This window comes from Alkalidesulfovibrio alkalitolerans DSM 16529 (assembly GCF_000422245.1).
GTDB classification, from domain to species: domain Bacteria; phylum Desulfobacterota; class Desulfovibrionia; order Desulfovibrionales; family Desulfovibrionaceae; genus Alkalidesulfovibrio; species Alkalidesulfovibrio alkalitolerans.
In genome coordinates, this window is sequence record NZ_ATHI01000022.1 from 17262 (window position 1) to 38402 (window position 21141).

Genomic DNA, 21141 nt, shown 5'->3' on the forward strand with positions numbered 1-21141 from the left:
GGTGCGGTGATCACCGCTGTCTCTTGCGGTGGATGACCACCGCACGCCAAACCCTTGCCAGACAAGGAGTTTATGGCCTTTGCGGTGGATGCGGTGGTAAATCCAGAGGTCTCACCCCCTATGGGCTGAAATATTTTTTCGACCCACCGATCCGGCATTCCTCGGCAGAGAAATTTCGGCCAAGCGTGAGAGACATTCCCCAAATACCACCGCAACCACCGCACTCTCTCTTCTCTTTCTTCATAACTATCTAAAAACAAATAACAAACAAAGAACTACCCCCCTGCGGTGGGACAAGAAAATCTTCCACCGCACGACCACCGCAGCCACCGCACATATCCACCGCAGAACCTGCCAGTTTCTCGAAAAACGTTTAGAGACCTCAAAAAACAGTTACAAAACGGCCTCTCGCTCAAAAAAACGATTACAAGCGAAGGCATCGGTCCGCCGTCATCTGGCTTTGGGTTCCGGTAAGTAACGGGAAAAGCGATTAACCCGTATTTCTGGAGCGTGAAGCCATGAGCCTTCTGAAAACCATGATCAAGCACACCGCCGGAGGGCAGGAAGCCTCGGACGGAGGTGAAACCCCATCACTACCACCGCAACCACCGCAGCCCGCCATCTATGTCTCCACCGGGCTCGACATCCACGACATCGAGGACGCCCGTGATTGGCCTGAAGACAGGGAGATCGACGGCACGCTGTGTCGCCGTCTGTCGCCTGAATACTTTGCCTGGCTACGTTCCCGCATGGTCACCGCCCAAGCCGCGCACAAGGCCGGAAAACTCCCCGAGGATGCCTGGAATACGCTGCGGCAGCGATTCAACGCCCTGCAGGAGCTGGCCATCCGGGAATTCGGCAAGGAAAGCCTCCAGGAGGTCCTGCAGTCCTTTTCCCCGAAGAACTACCGGCCACCCGCGCTTCGTCCCGAGCCCCAGGAGAAACCCGTCGAAGCTCCCAGAAAGGACTGGATTTATCCCGGGAACCAAGCTTGGAAATGTAAGCAGCCGGTGACTTCCCAGGCTGTCGCCAAGGTCGACGCCATCCGTGAGGAGGCCATGGCCAAGGGCTGGTCCGAGGCACGCCTCTATCAGAACCAGGGCCGGTTCCGGTTTCCCTGCGGCGAGGACTACGGCCTGCTCTGCTTCGTCGATGGCGATCAGGAGATTGGCGAGGTCACCGAGCGTTCTATCGAAATTATCCACGGGCCGAAGTCCGGGCGTCCCAGCACGCTGCGGTTCTACAACCCGGACGTGCCGCAGCCGTGGATGAAGAAAGTGGAGGATTGAGCCGTGAAGAAAAAGAAACGCTACGCCAACGCCAAGGATGTCCTGCCCGAGAAACTCTTCGAGCAGATCCAGAAGCACTACACCGGAATTCTCTGGGTCCCTGCACCGAGCCGCTTCTACCAGGAACGCCGTGACCTGGTGCTTGCCCTTCATCTGCAGGGGATCAGCAGCCAGGAGATCTCCAACCTCGCCGGAGTGACCACCCGCCGGGTCAATCAGATCATCGCCGCCGAACGAAAACAGGATCGGGACCGACAGTTGGCCGCCGCTTCCGGTAAGTAACCCCTGAACCGGCGGGAGCGCGTTTGGAGGCTAAATCGGCCTCCCGCCCCGCATCCCGGCTTGGGAAAACAATATTCGGCAGGATTTCCACGTGGCACTGAACAAACCGGACAAAGAGACGCTGGATCGTTGGCACCGCAACGAGGGCAAGACCGAACCGCCCCGGCGCGGGCCTGGTGCGCCCGAGGGCAACCAGAACCGGCTGCGTCACGGCATCTTCGCCGACCGCTGCCTGACGCCGGAAGAGAAGGTCATGTTCGACGCGATCATCGACCGCCTCAACCAGGACTTCGAGTTCAACAAGTCCAGCGACTTCCTGCAGGTGGAGTTGGTGGGCGTCTACTCGGTGAAGCTGGTCCGCGCCCAGATCGAGGGGAACACCGACGCCGCCGAAAAACTCGACCGGATGATCCGCTGTCATATGAAGGATCTCAAGACCACCAAGATCGCCCGTGAGGGTGATGAGCCGAAAGGCCCGCAGACCTCTCCGGCGGAATGGGCGGCGGCGCTGCTCGAGAAGGTGGCCGAGGCCGCCAACGCCCCGGCAACGAAAACCTCCGGCCGCAAGAAACGCGGAAAGAATTGCGGATAACACCATGGAGGGCCTTTCCGATGACTCCGGCACACGGCGACTTGCGGCAGACAGCTTCACCAGGAATTGCGGATAAGACGTGTTCCTTGCACTTTCGGAATCGGCATTCTCCAGCGGCCGATCATCATTTCCACTCCTCCATTTCTTCCTGCAGCTCTCGATATCCGCTTGGCATGTGTGCGCATAAGCAGAGCCGCATAAGCCAAGCAGATATTGGCATGTCGAGGCCCAGGCAGAACCGGCCAAGCCCCGCAAACAGCCATTCCATCGGCAGCGGCCCTCGCACATGCCAAGCAGATATTGCCATGTGTGTTTTGCGCCAGGAGCGCACAAGCCAAGCAGTTATAGCCATGTGCGGCCGACAGACAGAAAAGGAGAAATTCCGGTCAATCGATATTTCCCGCTCCGCCCGGGAGGCTGAGAACCATCGTCATGATCATTCATCATCGGCTGATGTGTTCTTTTGCGGGCACTGTCATTCACTGTCTTCGACACTGTCTCGCCCAACGAAAACAGGAGCAGCCGAGGCCGCTCCCATCATCGGGGCCGAAAGGATCAGAGACGTTCGAGGGCTTCCTCGAGCTGGCCGTCCACGAGGTGGGTGTAGATCTGGGTGGTGGATACGTCCCGATGCCCCAAGGCCCGCTGCACCACGAGCAGGTCGTTGGTCGCGCCGTAGAGGTGGGTGGCGAAGGTATGCCGCAGCCCGTGCGGCGTCAGTTCCTTTTCGATCCCGGCTTTCCGCAGCCAGTGAGCGAGCCGGTTGGCAATCTGCCGCTGGCAGAGTCTGCCGTCCCGGTTCGACAGGAACAGAGCTTCCATTTCGGGACGGCCATGTCGACGGCGCTCGGCCAGGTAACGGCGCAGCAATGTGCGGAGGTCGGTCTTGATGAACTTGACCTGCGGCACATTCCCCTTGGCCCGCACCCGCAGATGCTTGGCGTCGAGGTCGATGTCATCCATGTCGAGCGCGGCCAGCTCGCCAAGCCTGATCCCGGTGCCCAGCAGCACCTCGATCATGGCGCGGTCGCGCAGCGCGGAGAAGTCGGTCCGTCCCTTGAGCTCCTTGAGGAGCCGTTTCTTTTCGGCGGCAGTCAGGAAGACCGGCAGCTTTCTCGGCAACCGATGCATGCGGATGGACCGGGCCGGATTGTCATTGACCACGCCCGCCTCGGCGGCCCAGGCGAAAAAGGCCCGCACCGCAGCCTTCATCCGATGGAGCGAAGCCGCCGAGCGTTGGCCTCGCTCACTCTCGATGACCGCCCCGGCGGAGAACACCTGGTCGAGGAGCCTGGCCGTGATCGCCCGGCAGACGATGCCCGGGGCCAGCTCCCCGGCCACACGGGCCACCAGGGCGAGGTCCCGGCGGTATGCGGCTATGGTCGCTGGGGAGCGTCCTTCGGCCGACAGGCGGGCACAGAACGCCTCTGTCGCGGCCGTCAGGTCGAGGTCAGCCGTTCGGTTGCTCATCGCTGGTCTCCTTCACCCGGCTGTGGCCCATGGGTGTGCTCTTGGGCAGCGGCAGCTCCTCGATACGCCCAGACTCTCTGGCCCAGACCATCATCATGCGGAACACCCGAACGGTCTTGGCGACGGTGCGCTCGGCCCGCTCCTTGCCGTCGGGGAGTTTGAGCAGCAGATCGGATTTGTAGAATTTGCCGACCTGGGGAAGCCGGATCTCGGCGAGCTGGCGATCCGCGCCGAAGAAGGACTCAACCACGTCGAGGTCCTTCCGGTAGGTGTAGAGGGTCCGCTCTTTCTTTCCGGATTCCCGCAGGTGGCCGATGAAAGCCTCGGCGGCTTGATGCACGGTGCATTCGGTCATGTCGATGTCTCCTTTGTCGGTGGCCCGGTGTGTTCAGGACAGGAACTCGTCCAGCTCCCGCAGCAGTTCCTCGACGTGGCCGAGGGAGCCGACGCTCGCCCAGGTGATGTCCGGCTGCTTCGCGTCCGCTTCGAGCTTGCCGCGAATGCCCTCGATCAGCCGGGTGATGTTCTCCTACTTTTCTCGGTACGCCTTGAGTGCCTGCTGGCGGTTTCTGTCGTAGGTCATGGCCTGCCTCCGGTTCCGGTTTTCGTGGATGCGGGACCATCCCGCGTCACATCCAATGACGCTTCTATTTCGTTGGAAATCAAGTGTTTGCAGAGATCTTTCTGCATGTTCCCCAAACCCATAACCCAAAGGAGATCAACATGTTGAAGAAGACCCTCGAATGGACCATCCCGCTGGTCCTGGCCGGGATCATGACCGGCTGCGCCACCTACCGGCCTCCGGCCCAGATCCAGTCGGCGGTGGCCACCATCAACCGCCACACACCCGAGTATGTGACCGAGGCCAACAAGGCGCTGCGCGAGGTCGGCCACCCGGACGCCGAGCGCCTGACCGGTGTCGGCCTGCGCCTGCAGACCGCCGTGGACGCCCTTGACCAGTGGGCCAATGGCTCGAACCAGGAGGCGGGCCAATGAAAGAGATCCTTCAGGAAAACAGCGATGCCGTTCGCCAGGCCGGTGAGGCCCTGGTTGAAATCGGCACCGAACTGGCGGCGGGACGGATCGAGAACGCCCTCGGCCGTCTGGAAGCGGCTCAGCAGCAGTACCGGGCCTGGGCGGAGTTGGACCAGGCCATCATCGACATTCAGGAGGCTGTCCACGACCGGAAGAACACCCTGGCCGTGCAGCAGATTCTGACGGAACTGGTGGGCACCATCCTCGGCAGCTCCTTGAGGACGGGAATGCACTGATGGCGGTAACCGACAAGGAGCGCAAACTCGCGGCGACCCTGAGCGATCCCGTGTTGTGGGGACAAGCCTACCTCTACAACCGGGATGGCTCGGGCCGCGACTACTGGCCGCACCAGGTGGAGGACCTGCGCTGCCCGGCCAAGAACATCATCCACCTCGACGGCCGGGACGTGGGCAAGTCCATCGTGCTCTCGACCGACGCGCTCCATTACGCCTTCACCACCCGAGGCGGCCAGGGCCTCATCGCGGCTCCGCACCAGGGGCACCTCGATACCATCATCGAGGAGATCGAGTTCCAGCTCGACACCAACCCGGATCTGATGAACAGCATCGCTCTGACCAAGTACGGCAAGCCCAAGATCCACCGCAAACCCTATTTCCGGCTGGAGTTCACCAACGGTTCGGTGCTCTATTTCCGCCCGGCCGGGGCCTATGGTGACGCCTTTCGGTCCCTGCATGTTGGCCGCGTCTGGGTCGATGAAGGAGCCTGGCTGACCGAACGGGCCTGGAAGGCGCTGCGCCAGTGCCTCAAAGCCGGGGGGACGCTACGCATCTACTCCACGCCCAACGGCCTGCGCGACACCACCTATTACCGGCTCACCTCGTCGGACCAGTTCCATGTGTTCCGCTGGCCGTCCTGGCTCAACCCTCTTTGGACCGAGGATCGCGAGGCCGAACTGCTGGAGTTCTACGGCGGCCGCGACAGTTCCGGCTGGCAGCACGAGGTGGCCGGTGAACACGGCAAGCCTTCCTATGGGGCCTTCAATGTCGAGCAGTTCAACCTCTGTCGGCAGGATCTGCTGGAGTATCAGAAGATCGTCATCACCGATTCCGAGCTACGCGATTGCGATACCGAGGAAGCGGCCCACGACCGGCTGGAGATGCTGCTCAACCTCACTCCCCGCAGCGGGCAGTTCTGGGTCGGCGGCGACCTGGGCTACACCAACGACCCCACCGAGATCGTCGTATTTCAGGAGATGGAGGTCGGCGAGCGGACGCTGCTGAAGATGATCCTGCGCGTGCATCTTGAACACGTTTCCTATCCGCACATCGCTCAGATCATTGCGCTGCTGGAGCGTTACTACACCCCGGCGGGCATCGGCGTGGATAACGGCGGCAACGGTCTGGCGGTGGTTCAGGAATTGCTCACTCTGGACAAATACAAAGGGCTGGAACTGGAAGGCAGGCTCAAGGGATACGACTTCGGCGGCATGACCCGGCTGGCGGTGCGGGACGGCAAGGAAATCAAGAAGCGGACCAAGGAGCTGATGACCAGCCTCATCAACGGAGCCCTGCAGCGTAAGCAGCTCATTTTCCCCTCGGACGACCTGGAGGTGGAGGACCAGTTCACCACCCACACTTACACACTGCGGGACGGCAAGATCATCTATTCCAAGGGCAACGACCACATCATCGACGCGGTGCGCTGCGCCATGCTGATCCGGGAGGAAGGCAACCTCGACCCGGTCGGCGAAGAGGTGGTCTCGCTCAAGCCGGTCCTCACCAATCCGGTCCTCATCTGACCGCACCACCATAACTTGCTGTATCTCAATAGTTTTAACCAAGTTAGGTAGACTCAATCATCCTCTTGGCAGATAAAAGGGGTATAACCCCATCGGGAGTTCGAATATAGAAAGCCAGTTTGAGAGGGCCGGCTGGCGGTGACAATCATGCCAGCCGGACCCCATCGGGTTAAAGAGTCAAATGGTTACTTCGATAAAGCCCCTTTTTTGGCTTTTTCGGCGATCTTTTTCGTCAGATTTTCGAGACTGGCGGATTCAATTAGCGGCTTGGCCTTGTAGCTGGCCAGCCTGAAGTACTCCGGTCTGTTGGAGACCTTGAGAGTGTACTCTTCCTTATCCTTGGCCTTGCCCAGCTGGTAGGTCAGTTTCGCCCCTCCTTTTTGAGTCAGGGTGATCGTCAGAACGGGATCGTTCAGGCCATATTCCTCTTTTGCCTCTTGCCCCAGGACACGCTCGAAACGCAGCTCCGCCAACAGTCCCGCGAGTTTGTCCGCGGCTTCGACTTTAAGCGCTTTGCCTTCATCGATGCCCTCGGCCTTCCATGTTGGTTGCGGACTCGATTCATCAGTCGCTTTGTCCTGAACAGTTTCGGCTGAGCTTCGTTGGATACGCAAGCCACCCACATCGATGGCGGCAATGTCCGATTTCAATAAGGTTAAGATGGATTTATCTTCCCAATCCTCTGCTTTCATCGGGACATCGTAGGCGGCCATCTTGACGGCATGGATGGCATCACTCGCTTCATTGCGGGCGTGGATCAGCCGCATGCCGGGCGAACTGCCCAGGTAGAGCCGGGCGAGCGTCTCATCGCCGCTGGACAAGGTGATACGGCGTTCAAATACCTCGTCACTGACCTTGAAGCGTTCACGGGCGCTACGGCTGGTGGCCACCGGCGCTCCGGAACGCAGGGCTTTGAGCCGGTCGAAAAGTTGCTTCACTTTGTCGCTGTTGACTGGGAAGTCGGCCACATCCGGCAGCACCCAAGTGCCACCTTCCTTCTCAAGCGTTACTTTCGCGTCGTCCGGTCCCTCCAGGGTGATGCGATTGACTTTTTCACCATCGAACTCCAGCAGAGAAACGGGTTCGTTGCCGGCGGAAATGCTCCGACCGGTCAGGCCGACCCCTGCCGCCAGCAGCAATTGTGCAGCGAGCAGAACGGCCAGTATCTTGACTGTTTTTTGCATGGTTTATACCTCCGCCAACACGGTGTCGTAATGCTGCTTGTCAGCGGCCGCTACCTTGCGGCGCCAGCCCCACACGGCCAGTAGTCCGAGGACGGCCAGGCCGTAGTTGACCCACTCCCAAATCCGTTGTTCGCCATCGGGCATGGGGTCGAGGGTGCGCGCCAGTTGCGTTCGTCCCCGCAAGGCCAACAATCCGCGGTCTTCCAGCGACCAGTCGATGGCGTTTTGCATGAAGGCCAGCGGTTTCGTATACAGGGTATTGAGACCCTGTGAGGCGAGGTCGATGGCGGCGTCAGAAGCGAAGGTGTTGCTCGACACCAGGATCAGCCGCGCCGATTCCGGCGAGCGCTCGATCACACCCGTGATGCGCTGCTCGGCCTCTTTCTCCTCTTTTTTATCCGCACTTTCACCGTCTGCCTCGCTGTCATTGGATGCGTCGTCGCTCTCTTCAACCATGGCCAGGGGCGACTCCTTGTCTTTGTAGAACGAATCGAAGCGCCCTTCGATGGCCACGGCCAGGAGCTGTGATTTGCGTTTGCCGCTGACGCTAAAGCCCGTATCCGGGTGGGCGCGGTAATCAGGCACCAGGTTCAGGCTGTCCGAGGTCCAGCTGTTCTCGGAGCTATGCAGCAGCTCGATCACCTTGCGCTCCTGATTTTTCTCTGTATCCACCTGAATCGGCGAGGCCCAATTCAGGGTGAGCTGACCCAGCGAGGCGGTGATGGGGTTATCCGGGTTCAGGCTGTCGCCGCGCAAATCCGGGAAGTGGGGATAGGGCAGCATGCGGATCTCCCGCAGGGCCAGGCCGCCGATGTAGCGCTCGGTCGGAACCGGCAGCGCCGCATTTTGCGGATCGAGCACCATGGTCTCGTGGATGCTGATGCCGTGATGTTCTAACCATTCTTTCAACCCGGAGTCCTGCTTGCTGGCGTTCAGGCTGCCACTGGTCTGCACGTCGAAGGGCGAGGTGGCGAGCACCACGCTGCCGCCCTGCATCAGGAACTGGTCGATGGCGAAGCGCTGATTTTCGTCCAGTTCACGCGGCGCCAGCACCAGCAGCAGGTCGGCATCCTCTGGCGCCTGACCGCTCTTCAGATCGCTTTCCTTGATACGCACGTTTCACCCAGCACGTCTTCCAGAGCATCATAGCGATGCCCGCCCGGGCCGAAGGCCTGGGGCTTGACCAGGGCGACGGTCTTTAGCGCACCGGGGGTCAGGCGTTGCAGCGCTGCGTTCAGCGAGCGCTCCAGGGAGCCCTTGTCCAGGGTCTTCGGTAACGGCACCTGCAAGGCTTGGCCGTCGCCCTCCAGCACCATGTAGAACCAGAAGGGCTTGGGGTCGAACAGGCTGGCGATCTGTGGCCCGAAACCGTACTTCTGCTGGAGCTCGGCGGCGAGCTTGCCGCCGTCGGCATCCGGATCGGCGAACTGCACGGTCAGCTTGTCGCCCGCCTGTTTTTTCAACTCGTCGAGCAAGTCCTTGAGATCGCCGCGCAGCTCGCGCAGGGTCTCCGGCAACTGCTCGTCGGGTGACATATAGCCCTTGAACGCCACCGGGTGTTGCAACGCCTCAAAGGGGTTGCCGCCGGCCCGGTAGCTGCCCGCCACCTTGCGGATGGCCCGGGTAATGGCGTACTCTGGATTCTTCAGCGCCACGTCCAGATCCCGTTCGCCGCGCGCTTTCACCTCGATGAGCTCCCGGAATCCTAGGGTTTCATACTGGTCGCCATAGGCGATCAACAGGTCGAAGTAGGAGCTGACCACGGCCGTCTGATAACGGTCCGCCGTCTGGAAGGGGACCGGCTTGATGCCATAGCGCGAGGCGGCCTCTTCTTCGGCCTCACGGTCGCGGGTGGGATCGACGAAATCGACCCGGATGCGGTCACCGCCGGCCACGGCATACTCGTCCAGCAGGTCCTTGATCCGAGGCACCAGCGGCGCCAGCAGGGGGTGAGTCTTGGCGGAGAAGTAGCCGCGGATCAGCAGGGGCTCCCGCAGGGCCGCGAGCTGGCTCTCGGTGGCCTCGGAGAGGGAGTACTGCTGGTCTGCGGTGATGTCCGCGCGGGCCCAGCCGATCGGGTTGAGCCAGAGATTGGCGGCTATGAAATTGGCTGCCGCCAGTCCCACGGCCCAGCCCCACAGCCGGTGTCTGGAGCTGATGGGATTGCCCGCCCAGCGCAGCCGCTCGAGTGAGAACAGATTGAGGGTCAGAAAGACGCCGACGATAGAGAGATAGTAGTAGAGGTCGCGCAGATCGAGCACGCCGCGGGTAATCGACTCGAAGCGGGTACCGGTGCCGAGCAAGGCGAGCAGACCACCGATCTCATGGCCGAAAAGAGTGGTCAGGGTGTTTGATCCGATCAGGTAGAAGAGCCCGCTGACCACGGCGGTCAGAATCAGGGCGACGATAGGGTTGTCGGTGCGCCCACTCGTATAGAGCCCGATGGCCACGTAGGCCGCGGCCAGAAACAGGGTGGCGATGTAGCCGCCGACCACCGGGCCCCAGTCAAGCGGCCCGAGCAGGGAGACCGTGACCGGCAGAGGCAACGTCAGCGCCAGTGCCAGGGCAACCAAGCCCAGGGCCGCAGTGAACTTGCCCAGGATCAGCTCCAGTGGTTTGACCGGTGCGGTCAGCAGGCTTTCTAGGGTGCCGCTGCGGCGCTCCTCGGACCAGGCGCGCATGGTCAGAGCCGCCACCAGGAAGATCAGCAGTATCGGCATCCACTGAAACAGCGGTCGCACATCGGCGATATTGCGGGCGAAGAAGGTCTCCACCCAGAAAAAGACGAACAGCGTCACCGCGAGGAAACCACCGAGGAAGAGATAGGCGGCCGGTGTGGCGAAGAAGCCACGAAACTCCTTGCGCGCGATACTCGGTATGCTGGAAAAGCGCTCAGCCATGGCTCACCTCCTCGTTGACCCGGGCGAATACCGTTTCCAGATCGTGGCGCTCCGGTGTGATTTCATGCAGAGCAAGTCCCGCATCCATGACAGCTTGAGCCACCCGGGGCGCGCTGCCCGGTTGCGCCTCCACCCGATAGCGCCTGCGGCCTGCGGCCGCATCCAGCTCGGCGACCTCGGCGACCCCCTCCACTGATTTGAGAGTGGTCTGTGCATCACCGTCGACGGCCACCAGCAGGGCGTCATCGCGTTGCAGCTCATCGATCCTGGAATCAACTACCAGGCGACCGGCGCGCAGGATAAGCACCCGCTCGCATACCGCCTGGACCTCTTGCAGGATGTGGGTGGATACGATGACCGTGGCCGTTTGCGCCAGTTCGCGGATCAGGCCGCGCATCTGGCGGATTTGGGTGGGATCGAGCCCGTTGGTTGGCTCGTCGAGGATGACGATGTCGGGCTCGTGCAGGATGGCCTGAGCCACACCGACTCGCTGGCGGTAGCCCCGAGACAGGGTCTGAATCGTTGCAGTGGCCTTCTCCTTCAGTGCCGTGCGGCGGATTGCCCTGACGATAGCACCCTTACGCTGGCCCTCCGCTATGCCGTGCAGGCACGCCTGGTAATCGAGATAATCGATGACGGTCATCTCCGGCCAGACCGGACAGTTCTCCGGCAGGTAGCCGATTCTTGACTGGATGGCCGTGGTATCCTGGCCGATACGCCGGCCGTCGATGTCGATGGTCCCGGCGGTGGGTTCGAGAAAACCGGTCAGCATTTTCATGATGGTGGTTTTGCCGGCGCCATTGTGACCGAGCAGGCCGACGATTTCACCGCGGCCAATACGGAAATTGACATCGTCCACGGCAGTGAAATCGCCATAACAGCGCGTCAGGTTTTCGACCTGAATCATGGAAATTTCTCCTTGTTGATAACGGATTAGAAAATTGAATGTGTCAGCATCGTCCCGGTGAATGCAATGCGTTCCGATCCGGCCAAGCAAGTGCGACAGCATCTTTGTTTAAAAGCAGGGAGCTATGGGGGGGGGCGGGCGGTTATACGTCTGGTGGAATTTTCTTTTTCTGCACAGATACATGGTTAATGAGGTTTTTTACATTGGTGTATTTTGGTTATAATCCACTTTAATGACAATGTATGATTCGAAAGAATCTTTCCTATCTGAATCTCATAAAATAAAAATACAGAAATGCCTTGTCAACCCATTGTCCCCTGGGGTCTCCCCATTTTTCAGAGACCGATGGGCAGAATTGGTAACCTGAGTTGGCTTTGGAGCCCAGGCGGTTTTCCGCTGCGCAATCGCTCGTAGAAGACGCTCCGGGCTTCGGCAAAAAGCCTCTGCCATCCCTTGAGCAGGCTGTAGAGTAGAAAACGTGGCCGCTTTCTGTCAGACGCTGCTGAAGATGATCCTGCGCGTGCATCTTGAACACGTTTCCTATCCGCACATCGCCCAGATCATCGCGCTGCTGGAGCGTTACTATACCCCGGCTGGCATCGGCGTGGACAACGGCGGGAACGGTCTGGCGGTGGTTCAGGAATTGCTCACCCTGGACAAGTACAAAGGGCTGGAGCTGGAAGGCAGGCTCAAGGGATACGACTTCGGCGGCATGACCCGGCTGGCGGTGCGGGACGGCAAGGAAATCAAGAAGCGGACCAAGGAGCTGATGACCAGCCTCATCAACGGAGCCCTGCAGCGTAAGCAGCTCATTTTCCCCTCGGACGACCTGGAGGTGGAGGACCAGTTCACCACCCACACTTACACACTGCGGGACGGCAAGATCATCTATTCCAAGGGCAACGACCACATCATCGACGCGGTGCGCTGCGCCATGCTGATCCGGGAGGAAGGCAACCTCGACCCGGTCGGCGAAGAGGTGGTCTCACTCAAGCCGGTGCTCACCAACCCGATTTTTATCTGAACCAGACAAATCGTTACCAGTTTTGTGGAAGTGGCAACAATAGGTCTGATGCCCGAGGGCCAGGGAATGGCCGTGGCTTGGATGTCAGGCGCTTTCCGGCATGTTCAGCAGAAACCGCCAGGCGGGCACCACGTCAATTTTTCCGGAATCTACCTGTATCTGCTCTTCCTCGTTACGCGTCACGATAATGCCATGCGACAGTTTCAGTTCGGTCATGGCTTCGGCAAGCGCGGTGGTTTCCCGCTTGCGGGTTTGCTGGTCGGCCATCGATTCACAAACCTGAACAAGCATGCGGGACGGGCCTTGTCGTCCGGCGATGAAATCAACCTCCCGGCCCGCCTTGGTCTTGTAGTAAAAGATATCCGGCGTGACCCGACGCAGCGCGGTGAACACCAGGTTCTCCAGAAGATGGCCCGAGTTGACCAGAATGCCGGAGCTGATCGACGTCACCAGCGCGTGATCGACGCAGTAAATCTTCTTGGGGTTGGTGTTGGCCCGGGCCAGCGAGGCGTCAAAGATGCGCACCGTGAACAGAACGTAGGCATCCTCGAACCATTCGAGATAATCGGAGACGGCGGGTTTCGGCGCTTTGTGCCCCAGGGATTTCAGGTAGCCGGTCAGGTTGTTGATGGAATAGAGGGAACCCGTATTGTCCACCAGCCAATGCGCCAGATCCGTGACCGCCTTGGGGTGAGAGATATCATGGCGTTCAACAAGGTCCCGGAACAGCATTGCGTTGAAATACTCTTGGTGGGTCTTGATTCGCAGCATACGGTTAAGGCCTGCAACCTCGGGGAAGCCACCGGTTTCCCAGTACTCCTCGAATGCCTTCTGGACAGTCAGACGTTTTTTGGTCGAGAGTGGACCGTCGCTCTCGATCCCCTTGTAGTCGAGAAACTCCCGGAATGAAAACGGGAACATTTCCCAGGAGAGTGCCCGGCCGCGCATCTGGGTCGCTATCTCTCGTGAGAGCATCTGAGCCGACGACCCGGTAATGTACACCTCGCACTTTTCCATGCGCATCAAGCGGTCAACGAAGGGCTCCCAGCCAGGTACGACCTGGATCTCATCGAAAAAGCAATAAACCTTCTCGGCATTCTTTTTTTCCGGACAGAGAGAAAAGTAGGCTTCCAGAATCACACCCAGATTGTCGTGTTGCAGACTATGCAGACGATCATCGAAAAAGTTCAGATAGAGGATGTTCTGACGGGCAACGCCAGTGTCCTGCAGCTTCTTCATAAGCTGGAACATGAAAGTCGATTTACCGCTGCGGCGCACACCGATGCAAACCGTGGCTTTTCCCGGCACTGGCGAAACAGCAACCCGCCTGGGCACACCCGTCGGAAGGTCAATCTCCTGAAAATCGAGGATTATTTCTTTAAGCATGTCAATCATCGCGAAAACCTCCGGCTATCAATTTTTCCGGTCAATATAACAACCGGAAATAATTATTGCCAGTTTAGGCTTGAAATGGCAAGGAAAATTTCTGGTTTCGACCTCGGCCGCCTCAATGCAGTCTGATGCAAAACCTCTTTACTTCTTCTCAAATGAAGAGGTTTTGCATATTGACCACCCGCCAAACTCATCCTCCGACGCTTTCCACCCCGCTCCGGTAAGTAACGGGCATCGAGCCGGGTTCGGCCCACACGGGCCGGATGTGCGGCTGTCATGGCCGAAACTATCGAGAGGATCACGTGGAAAGCACCGCCCATCAGGACGAACAACCCGAAAGCCTGGACACCACCGGCTTTGTCATCGCGCCGATGGCAGCAGCGGCCGCGCTCGACTCGGCCGCCTTCGCCAAGGTGAACGCCGCCGAAGCGATTCCGGCCACCTGGGAAGAACGCGCCCGCAAGGCCTGGGAATACTATGTCGAGGAGCCGCTGGTGAAGAACTGCGTCAACTCCTGGCGCACCTTCGCCGTGGGCGACGAGATCAAGATCACCAGCGATGACGAGACCCTCAAGGAACAGGCACTGGAGGCCGCCTGGCGGCTGAACGTCTCGCAATTCATCAAGGACATGGTTCTTCAGCTCCTGGTGAAAGGTGACGCCATCGGCTTCAAGCGCTTCACCAAGTCCGGCCAGGACATCGAGGAACTGGTCTGCGTCAACCCGGTTTCGGTCAAAGTCAAATACGCCCAGGGCGAGCTGATCGAGGCCCGGCAATTTCCCGAGGACACACCCGGCGGCGGGGAATCCATCCCTCTGCCCGTCGAACAGGTGGTCCACCTCAAATGGGATGCTCCGGCCTTTTCGCCCCGGGGCAACTCCCTCGTGCTTCCAGCTTTCCAGGCCATCGAACTGCTGCGCGACTACCGCCGGGCCGAACAGGCCATCGCCAAGCGCTGGGCCACGCCGTTCCGTCTGCTCAAGGTGGGCGGCGCGTTCGGCCAGAAGATGGTGATGCCGGACCAGCGGATGCTCGAACAGGTCCGCGACATGGTCAACAAGATGGACATGAAAAGCGGCCTGGTGGTCCCGTTCTACGTCAATGTCGAAACCCACGGCACCGACGGCCAGGTCCTCAACGTCGAGGACAAGGTCAAGGAGGTGAAGGAAGACATCGTGGTGGCCCTGGGTCTGTCACGCTCGCTGGTGACCGGCGACGGTCCGAATTTCGCCACCGCCTCGGTGAGCATGCAGAAGATGATGGTCATGATCCGCGAGATCAAACAGGCCGCACGCAAGCTCCTCGACTGGGTGTTCGACGACTGGATGGAGCTGAACGGCCATGGCGACAAGAGCATCCAGTTCATCTTCAACGACCTCGACCCCAGCGACGCGGTCGATTTCAAGAAGCTCCTCATCGAACTCTACGACCGCAAACTCATCAGCCGCTCCAGCCTCCAGCTCAAGATGGACCTGGACCCGGACATCGAGGCCGCCAACCGCGAGACAGAACGTAAGCAGATCGACCTGATGGACGAGAAACAGGTGAAGCCGGTGGTGGATATGGTCGTCTCCGGCATCCTGAGCGTGCCTCGCGCCCGGAAGATGCTCGGGATTCCGGCCGAGGACGATGAACCCACGGCGGAGGCTGCATTGGTCTGGTCGGGCGACCTGGAGTCCACCGGCGATGCGGCCGTGTGCGACGAGTGCAGCCACTTCATTGCTGACACCAACCACTGCCGGGTCCACAACAGCGAGCGCACCTTCGACGCCCCGGCCTGTCGTTTCATCGACCGCCGGGAGCCCCGCTGATGCCATCGGACCTCAAGCAGCGCATCCAGGCGGCCACCCTGAAGAGTCTGACGGCCCGCAACCGCTACAACGACCAGATCACGGCCCAGCTCACCCAGGCGCTGAAACAGGCCGAAGACGAGGTCGCCCGCGCCATCCTCCAGTACCGCTCCCTCGGCTCCCTGCCGGACAACAAGCTCGCCGCCCTCAAGGGGCTGGAAAAGCTCCAGCTCGAACTCGACGACACCATGAAGCGGCTCAAGCGGGAGCAGACACTGGTCTTTCGCAAGACGACCAAGGAATCCTTCAAGCTCGGTATCCAGCAGGGAATCGGAGAGCTCGCCGACGCGGCGCTGCCGTTCTACGCCGACCTCAAGCCCGAGGGCATCGACAAGCTGGCCACCAAGGTGTTCACCATCGTCGACACCAATGCCCTCGACTTCATGGCCCAGTACAACCTCACGCTCGCCGGTGACGTCCACCGCGAACTCGCAGACGGAATCAAGCGCACCATCCTGAACGGCGTCGCCACGGGCAAGGGAGCCGACGACATCGTCCGGGACATGGGCAAGGTGATCGTCGACAAGGACTCCTTTCGCCAGGCCGGAAGCCGGGTGTTCAGCAAGGCCCAGTACCGCATGGAGATGATCGCCCGCACGGAGGTACTCCGAGCCCACAACATGGGCAGGCTCAAGTTCCACGAGCGGGTCGGCATCCAGAAGCTGGAATGGCTGGCCATGGAGGACGAGCGCATGTGCCCGGTCTGCGGCGGCCTGGACGGCAAGACCTTTGCCCTCGACAAGTTCCCCCAGCAACCCGCGCATCCGCACTGCCGCTGCACCAATATCGTGGCCTGGCCGATGACCGTCTGCGGTAGCGAGATGGCCGCCAAGGCCGCCGCCCAGGCATCGCAGGGGGACGCATGCATTCTCCCGCCCCATGTGCTGGAAGGTATGGCCGCCGCCCAGGCCAAGGAGAACGCCAAGCTCAAGAGCGCCTTTGAAAACGGCGACATCGCCGACCTCGGTTCGCTGACGGTCAAACAACTCCAGACCCTGGCGAAACAGAACGGCGTGGCCATTGCCCGGACCAAGGCCGATTTCATCAAGCTGCTCGACCTGGCCGAACCCGGGATCGATCACGGTGACCTGGCCGGAGCGGCGCTCAGCGCCAAGCTCAAGGAACACAAGATCGGCCTGCTGCGGACCAAGGAAGAACTGGTCGAGCTGCTGGGACTGAAGCAGGCGGAACTCAAACAGGCCAAGCTGCTCGCCGCCCAGATGGCGAAGATCCCCCCCGCCGAGGGGCTGGAGGGCATGACCGCCCAGCAGCTCAAGGAGATGGCAAAGGAGAACGGCATCTCCCTCAACATAACCAAACAAGAGACCATCGAGCTGCTCGACAAGCTGGAGCCCGGCGTGGATCACAGCGGCCTGATGGGCAAGGAACTCGCGGCGGCCAAACAGAAGCACGGCATCGGCATCCTCAAGAACAAACAGCAGCTCGTCGAGGCGCTACAGAAGAAGGCCGGTGCCGACATGGCCGAGTCGGTCAAGAAAAAGGCGGTCGACGAGGCCAAGCAGAAGTTGATCCTGAAACAGAAAACGGCCCTCGAAGACGCCGCCAAGGCCGTGGTCGTTCCCGACACGCCGACCGGCTACAAGGATTTCCTCGACGCGATTGCCAAGGCGGAACAGGCGGTTTCCGGCGGCACCGATCTGCCCCAGGAACTGCTTGCGGCCCACAGCAAGGAAATCGCCCTCAAAAAACAGCTCTTCCAGGATCAGGTCGGCAAACTGAAATCGGCAGAGCTCAAGACGCTCGCCAAGGAGACCAAGGTCCAGTATTGGCAGTGGGCCAACAAAGACGAGCTGACCACGCTCTTCACCGAGACCGACCCGGCGAAAATCAAGGCGGTTCAGGCCAGCATCGACACCAAGCACGCCGCATGGGCCGAAAAGCATGGCGGCAAGAAGAAAACCGCTCCTGCCAAGCCCGCCACGCCGAAGAAAGATCCGCCGAAACCGGCTCCACAGCCGAGCCCGGTCAAGCCGCCCGAGGCCAAGATCGGCAAGAAAGGCGCGGAGTTCGCCACAGTCGATTCAGCGTGGCAGCAGAAAGGTCTGCCGTCAAAATTCAAGAAAACCGGCAAGGCCGCTGTCGGCGGCGCACATGAAAAGGAGTTCTGGACCGACGAAAACGGCGACAAATGGCTGTTCAAGCCCATTGGCCGCAAGGATGATGAGTTCATCGCCTTCGGAGAGGAAGCCGCCTACAAGATCGGTCGCCTGATCGACCCCCATTCCATCGAGGTGCGTACCATCCAATTGAACGGCCGCACCGGCTCTATCCAGAAATGGCGCACCGATCTGCGGGACGACTTCGATTTTCGCAACATCCTGCCCCAGGATCTGACCACCATCGAACTGGAGCAGATCCAGCGCGAGCATGTGGTCGACTGGCTGATCGCCAACCACGACGGACATTCCAAGCAGTTCATCCGCGCCCGGGACGGTCGCGTTTACGGCATCGACAAAGGCCAGGCCTTCAAGTTTCTGGGGCAGGACAAGCTCTCGCTCGACTATCACCCCAACGGCGTCTGCGGCGAGGAAGAGCCGTTTTACAACAAGGTCTTCCGGGCGGCCAAGGAAGGGAAGGTACGGGTCGATCCGAACGCGACCCTTCGCTACATCCAGGAGGTCGAAAAGATCGCCGACGAGGATTACCTCGATCTGCTGCGGCCCTACGCCGAGGGACGGTTTTCCAAGGACCCGGCCGGGCTGCGGCATTTCTACGATCTGGCCTTGGAGCGGAAACACAATCTCCGGCTGGACTTCGAAGGCTATTACGCCGATGTGCTGGGGGATCGTGGCTTCCGTTTCGACAAGCTGAGCGCCGCCACCGGCAAGAAAAAGCTGCTCTCCTCCGCCGAAGAGACCCTGGTCGAGGAGGCCCGCAAACTCGGCTGGCAAGGCAAGACGTTGCCCTTCGACAGCGGCGACGTGGAGGACCAGAATGCGCTGATCTTCACTGAGAGCTTCAAGGGGAAGAAGCGCACCGTGGTGAAGATGAAGATCCGGCCGGACACCGACCGCCGCATCGACGAGGTGCTGCGCAGGTATGTGCAGACGGCTGCCGGGGAAAAGGGACAACCGCTGGTCGAAGACAGCTTCTTTCCGACGATTCTGGACGCCGTCAAAAACGTCAATTTCCACGTGGGCGACGGCAAGTACAACCGGACCAAGATCGACAAGGCCCTGCGTCTGCGCAAGAAACTGGAGACCCTACAAAAGAGCGCCGACCCCAAGGTCAAGGAGATGGCGGACCATTATTTGAAATGGGTCAAGGAGATCGAAGAATCCGTCGACTGGGACCGGGCCACCAACGGCGTTTTTGAGCAGTATCTGCCCAAGCTCGACGCGCAGAAACCCAAGGAGAAACCGCCGTTCAAGGTGGAACGCGGCAAGGTGACCCACACCAAGCGCAGGATCGGTTCCGGCACCATCACCGTCGAGGCCGACGACATCGACAACCGGACGCTGTTCAATCACAACTCCTGCATGCAGGACGGGCACCAGTACACCGTCACCTTCGAGGACGGCACCCGGGTCCGCTATCGCCCCTGGTCGGACACCAACCTTTATGCCCAGCGCGGAGAGCTGGAAATGATCCTGGATGGCGATGCCACCCCCGGACGGGTCGAAGCGATGCTGGAAAAGCTCGAACAGCTCGGCATCGACACCCGGGTGGCCACGGCGGAAAACGCGGAGCAGATGTATCTCGAAAAGCTCGCCTACATCCGCAAGACCGACAAAAGCGCCGACTTCAAACGACTGCAGAAATCCCTTGATGACCGCAACGCCACCACCACCGAGCGGGTACAGGCCCTGCGCGGCTATTGGCAAAAGGAGCTGGGCGTCCAGGACATCACCCAGCTTTCCGGGTACAACCCGCTGGGCGAATACCAGGCGGGCTTTCTGGACCGAGACGCCAAGGGCGGATACCGGCACCAGTTCCGGTTCGACATCACCGAGGAGGACCTGGAAAAACAGATGAAGGGCTATTCGCTGGTCCATGATCTGACCAACGGCGAGAGTATGTCCGGCTTCATCGACTTGATCATGGAGAACAACGGAGCCATGGTCAGCACGGTCGAGAAGATGCGCATGGGCGTGGCTCCGGGCGGAATGTCCCCGGTGGCTGACATGCAGACCGGCGGCGCGAGCTATTTCTTCACCCGGATCAAGAAGCAACCGGCCAGCGACGCCTCACCGGCCCTCTATTTCAAGAAACAGATGCTGCGGCGCATGGACGCTATCAGTTATGACCATGACGCCTACGGCAAGGTGATTGATGACTACGTGCAGCGCAACCGGGGGGCCAGCATCGACGACTGGAAGCGGTTCTCGCAGCGCCATGGTAACGAGACCATCTTCAAATACTCGGTGACGCTGCTGGACAACATCGAATTCATCGTCGCCAGAAGCGACAACGAACGCCGGGAGATCATCCAGAGTTTCACCCGGCGCGGCATCAAGAAACTACCCGACGGGCGCAAGGTGGAGGACATCGTCCATACTCCTCAAAGCTGGAGCAAACGCAAACAATGACCATGAAAAACTTTATCGAACAAGAGAAACAGCGGCTGCAGGAAGCGCTGCACTGGTTCAACAACCGGGGCAGCCGCATGACCGTAAGGGAATCCGGGGATCTCTTTCTGGATACCCTGGTGGACAGCTTCACCGTCACCCGGATCGCACCCCATTTCGACACCGCTGGCAACCATCTGCGCACCGATTTCTGGCTGTTGTGGAAGGCACTCGGTTATGACGAGGGTTTTCAGCACGCCCACACCATCAAAGTGGTCGATGTCCGGGTCGAAGATACCCTGATGGCCGAACATGACGGCAAGGAGGTCGAAGGCTGGCTGATTGTCGAGCTGACCGACGATCTGGGCCGCATTCACCATGTCGAAATGATCGAGCCGGTCTCGGAGCCCGAGCTCGCGGCGGACTGGCAACGCTGGATCGCCTACCGACAAAAAAACGCCGAAAGATTCCACCGGATCGACGCCCAGCTTCTGGAAGAGCATCTCCAGATCGCGGAGGACTGGTCATGAAACTGCGCTATATGATCGACTCGATAATGGCCGACCGGCAAGCCACCGTCCCGGAATACGTGCCCGTGGGCGTCTGGGTTCAGGGGCCGGGTCCCGGTCTGGATGTGGAGATGTACTACCTCGACCGGGGGCCGAACGGGCTTGCCGACCGCAAGGACGAGGCCGCCTGGGTGGTCAACCGTCTGGTCGAGGCCGAGGCCACCTCGCTTCCGGCGAATTTTCTCGAATATCACCGGCTGTCCCGCTCCCCCTATGACGGGGTCTTTTCCGAGATCACCGAGAGCGACGAAGACCCCTCCCTCGACGCCTGCGGCAAGGCCGTTCTGGGCCGGCTGAACTCCGCCCGCTGAAATTCGCCGTCACCCTCCGACACATCGCCGACGCTTCCGGTAAGTAAC

At 60.3% G+C, this 21141-nt stretch carries 18 protein-coding genes; 11 read left to right on the plus strand and 7 right to left on the minus strand.

Annotated elements, in window-relative coordinates; genetic code table 11:
• The first annotated feature begins 518 nt into the window (after positions 1–518).
• The 3 genes from DSAT_RS07145 (at position 519) to DSAT_RS07155 (ending at position 2163) form a co-directional block, all read left to right on the plus strand.
• Complete coding sequence (locus DSAT_RS07145; RefSeq protein ID WP_020886704.1) at positions 519–1289, plus strand: hypothetical protein; 771 nt, start codon at positions 519–521, stop codon at positions 1287–1289.
• A gap of 3 nt (positions 1290–1292) precedes the next feature.
• Positions 1293–1571, plus strand: coding sequence for a hypothetical protein (locus DSAT_RS07150; protein ID WP_020886705.1), 279 nt, complete (start codon positions 1293–1295; stop codon positions 1569–1571).
• Between the two features lie 91 nt (positions 1572–1662).
• Positions 1663–2163 (plus strand): hypothetical protein, encoded by a 501-nt coding sequence (locus DSAT_RS07155; protein ID WP_020886706.1) that lies wholly within the window; start codon positions 1663–1665, stop codon positions 2161–2163.
• A gap of 555 nt (positions 2164–2718) precedes the next feature.
• Here DSAT_RS07155 and DSAT_RS07160 read toward each other — a convergent pair.
• Together DSAT_RS07160 and DSAT_RS07165 are read right to left on the minus strand one after the other, a co-directional pair.
• Positions 2719–3633 carry a tyrosine-type recombinase/integrase gene (locus DSAT_RS07160; RefSeq protein WP_020886707.1) on the minus strand — a complete coding sequence of 305 codons (915 nt, stop codon included), beginning with the start codon at positions 3631–3633 and terminating at the stop codon, positions 2719–2721.
• Entirely contained in the window at positions 3614–3988 is a 375-nt protein-coding gene (locus DSAT_RS07165; protein ID WP_020886708.1) for a hypothetical protein, read from the minus strand. The genes DSAT_RS07160 and DSAT_RS07165 overlap by 20 nt, the downstream gene beginning before the upstream one ends.
• Positions 3989–4356: 368 nt before the next feature.
• On the opposite strand from DSAT_RS07165, the gene DSAT_RS07170 reads away from it, so the two are divergent.
• Genes DSAT_RS07170 through DSAT_RS07180 form a run of 3 tightly spaced genes read left to right on the plus strand, consistent with a single transcriptional unit; the run spans position 4357 to position 6427 of the window.
• Positions 4357–4629, plus strand: a complete 273-nt coding sequence (locus tag DSAT_RS07170) for a hypothetical protein (protein WP_020886709.1) — start codon at positions 4357–4359, stop codon at positions 4627–4629.
• On the plus strand, positions 4626–4904 hold the full coding sequence (locus DSAT_RS07175) for a hypothetical protein (protein ID WP_020886710.1): 279 nt from the start codon (positions 4626–4628) through the stop codon (positions 4902–4904). The genes DSAT_RS07170 and DSAT_RS07175 overlap by 4 nt, the downstream gene beginning before the upstream one ends.
• Positions 4904–6427: a terminase large subunit domain-containing protein gene (locus DSAT_RS07180; RefSeq protein WP_020886711.1), complete on the plus strand. Its 1524-nt coding sequence runs from the start codon at positions 4904–4906 to the stop codon at positions 6425–6427. The genes DSAT_RS07175 and DSAT_RS07180 overlap by 1 nt, the downstream gene beginning before the upstream one ends.
• Before the next feature lie 185 nt (positions 6428–6612).
• On the opposite strand, the gene DSAT_RS07185 is transcribed toward DSAT_RS07180, so the two are convergent.
• From DSAT_RS07185 to DSAT_RS07195, 4 genes are read right to left on the minus strand one after another with little or no spacing between them, the layout of a single operon-like run.
• Positions 6613–7611 carry a DUF4340 domain-containing protein gene (locus DSAT_RS07185; protein WP_020886712.1) on the minus strand — a complete coding sequence of 333 codons (999 nt, stop codon included), beginning with the start codon at positions 7609–7611 and terminating at the stop codon, positions 6613–6615.
• Positions 7612–7614: 3 nt separating this feature from the next.
• Positions 7615–8727, minus strand: coding sequence for a Gldg family protein (locus tag DSAT_RS15835; RefSeq protein ID WP_020886713.1), 1113 nt, complete (start codon positions 8725–8727; stop codon positions 7615–7617).
• Complete coding sequence (locus DSAT_RS15840; protein WP_020886714.1) at positions 8703–10511, minus strand: DUF7088 domain-containing protein; 1809 nt, start codon at positions 10509–10511, stop codon at positions 8703–8705. Before DSAT_RS15840 ends, DSAT_RS15835 begins: the two co-directional genes overlap by 25 nt.
• Complete coding sequence (locus DSAT_RS07195; RefSeq protein WP_020886715.1) at positions 10504–11418, minus strand: ABC transporter ATP-binding protein; 915 nt, start codon at positions 11416–11418, stop codon at positions 10504–10506. The genes DSAT_RS15840 and DSAT_RS07195 overlap by 8 nt, the downstream gene beginning before the upstream one ends.
• A gap of 478 nt (positions 11419–11896) precedes the next feature.
• Here DSAT_RS07195 and DSAT_RS07200 point away from each other — a divergent pair, with 478 nt between their 5' ends.
• Positions 11897–12442, plus strand: coding sequence for a hypothetical protein (locus tag DSAT_RS07200; protein WP_020886716.1), 546 nt, complete (start codon positions 11897–11899; stop codon positions 12440–12442).
• An 84-nt stretch (positions 12443–12526) separates the two neighbouring features.
• Here DSAT_RS07200 and DSAT_RS07205 read toward each other — a convergent pair whose 3' ends face one another.
• Positions 12527–13837 carry an ATP-binding protein gene (locus tag DSAT_RS07205; RefSeq protein ID WP_020886717.1) on the minus strand — a complete coding sequence of 437 codons (1311 nt, stop codon included), beginning with the start codon at positions 13835–13837 and terminating at the stop codon, positions 12527–12529.
• 299 nt (positions 13838–14136) lie between these two features.
• On the opposite strand from DSAT_RS07205, the gene DSAT_RS07210 reads away from it, so the two are divergent.
• From DSAT_RS07210 to DSAT_RS07225, 4 genes are read left to right on the plus strand one after another with little or no spacing between them, the layout of a single operon-like run.
• The gene (locus DSAT_RS07210) at positions 14137–15645 is read left to right on the plus strand and encodes a phage portal protein family protein (RefSeq protein ID WP_020886718.1); all 1509 of its coding nucleotides are present in this window, start codon (positions 14137–14139) and stop codon (positions 15643–15645) included.
• Positions 15645–20234 (plus strand): minor capsid protein, encoded by a 4590-nt coding sequence (locus DSAT_RS07215; protein WP_020886719.1) that lies wholly within the window; start codon positions 15645–15647, stop codon positions 20232–20234. The genes DSAT_RS07210 and DSAT_RS07215 overlap by 1 nt, the downstream gene beginning before the upstream one ends.
• Positions 20231–20743, plus strand: a complete 513-nt coding sequence (locus DSAT_RS07220) for a hypothetical protein (RefSeq protein WP_020886720.1) — start codon at positions 20231–20233, stop codon at positions 20741–20743. Before DSAT_RS07215 ends, DSAT_RS07220 begins: the two co-directional genes overlap by 4 nt.
• Complete coding sequence (locus DSAT_RS07225) at positions 20740–21093, plus strand: hypothetical protein (RefSeq protein ID WP_020886721.1); 354 nt, start codon at positions 20740–20742, stop codon at positions 21091–21093. Before DSAT_RS07220 ends, DSAT_RS07225 begins: the two co-directional genes overlap by 4 nt.
• Positions 21094–21141: the final 48 nt, after the last annotated feature.

What these genes read in the sequence shown, in the direction of transcription:
- DSAT_RS07145 (WP_020886704.1), top strand. Translation starts at nt 519, where the DNA reads ATGAGCCTTCTGAAAACCATGATCAAGCACACCGCCGGAGGGCAGGAA.
- DSAT_RS07160 (WP_020886707.1), bottom strand. Translation starts at nt 3,633, where the DNA reads ATGAGCAACCGAACGGCTGACCTCGACCTGACGGCCGCGACAGAGGCG.
- DSAT_RS07165 (WP_020886708.1), bottom strand. Translation starts at nt 3,988, where the DNA reads ATGACCGAATGCACCGTGCATCAAGCCGCCGAGGCTTTCATCGGCCAC.
- DSAT_RS07170 (WP_020886709.1), top strand. Translation starts at nt 4,357, where the DNA reads ATGTTGAAGAAGACCCTCGAATGGACCATCCCGCTGGTCCTGGCCGGG.
- DSAT_RS07175 (WP_020886710.1), top strand. Translation starts at nt 4,626, where the DNA reads ATGAAAGAGATCCTTCAGGAAAACAGCGATGCCGTTCGCCAGGCCGGT.
- DSAT_RS07180 (WP_020886711.1), top strand. Translation starts at nt 4,904, where the DNA reads ATGGCGGTAACCGACAAGGAGCGCAAACTCGCGGCGACCCTGAGCGAT.
- DSAT_RS07185 (WP_020886712.1), bottom strand. Translation starts at nt 7,611, where the DNA reads ATGCAAAAAACAGTCAAGATACTGGCCGTTCTGCTCGCTGCACAATTG.
- DSAT_RS15840 (WP_020886714.1), bottom strand. Translation starts at nt 10,511, where the DNA reads ATGGCTGAGCGCTTTTCCAGCATACCGAGTATCGCGCGCAAGGAGTTT.
- DSAT_RS07195 (WP_020886715.1), bottom strand. Translation starts at nt 11,418, where the DNA reads ATGATTCAGGTCGAAAACCTGACGCGCTGTTATGGCGATTTCACTGCC.
- DSAT_RS07205 (WP_020886717.1), bottom strand. Translation starts at nt 13,837, where the DNA reads ATGATTGACATGCTTAAAGAAATAATCCTCGATTTTCAGGAGATTGAC.
- DSAT_RS07215 (WP_020886719.1), top strand. Translation starts at nt 15,645, where the DNA reads ATGCCATCGGACCTCAAGCAGCGCATCCAGGCGGCCACCCTGAAGAGT.
- DSAT_RS07220 (WP_020886720.1), top strand. Translation starts at nt 20,231, where the DNA reads ATGACCATGAAAAACTTTATCGAACAAGAGAAACAGCGGCTGCAGGAA.
- DSAT_RS07225 (WP_020886721.1), top strand. Translation starts at nt 20,740, where the DNA reads ATGAAACTGCGCTATATGATCGACTCGATAATGGCCGACCGGCAAGCC.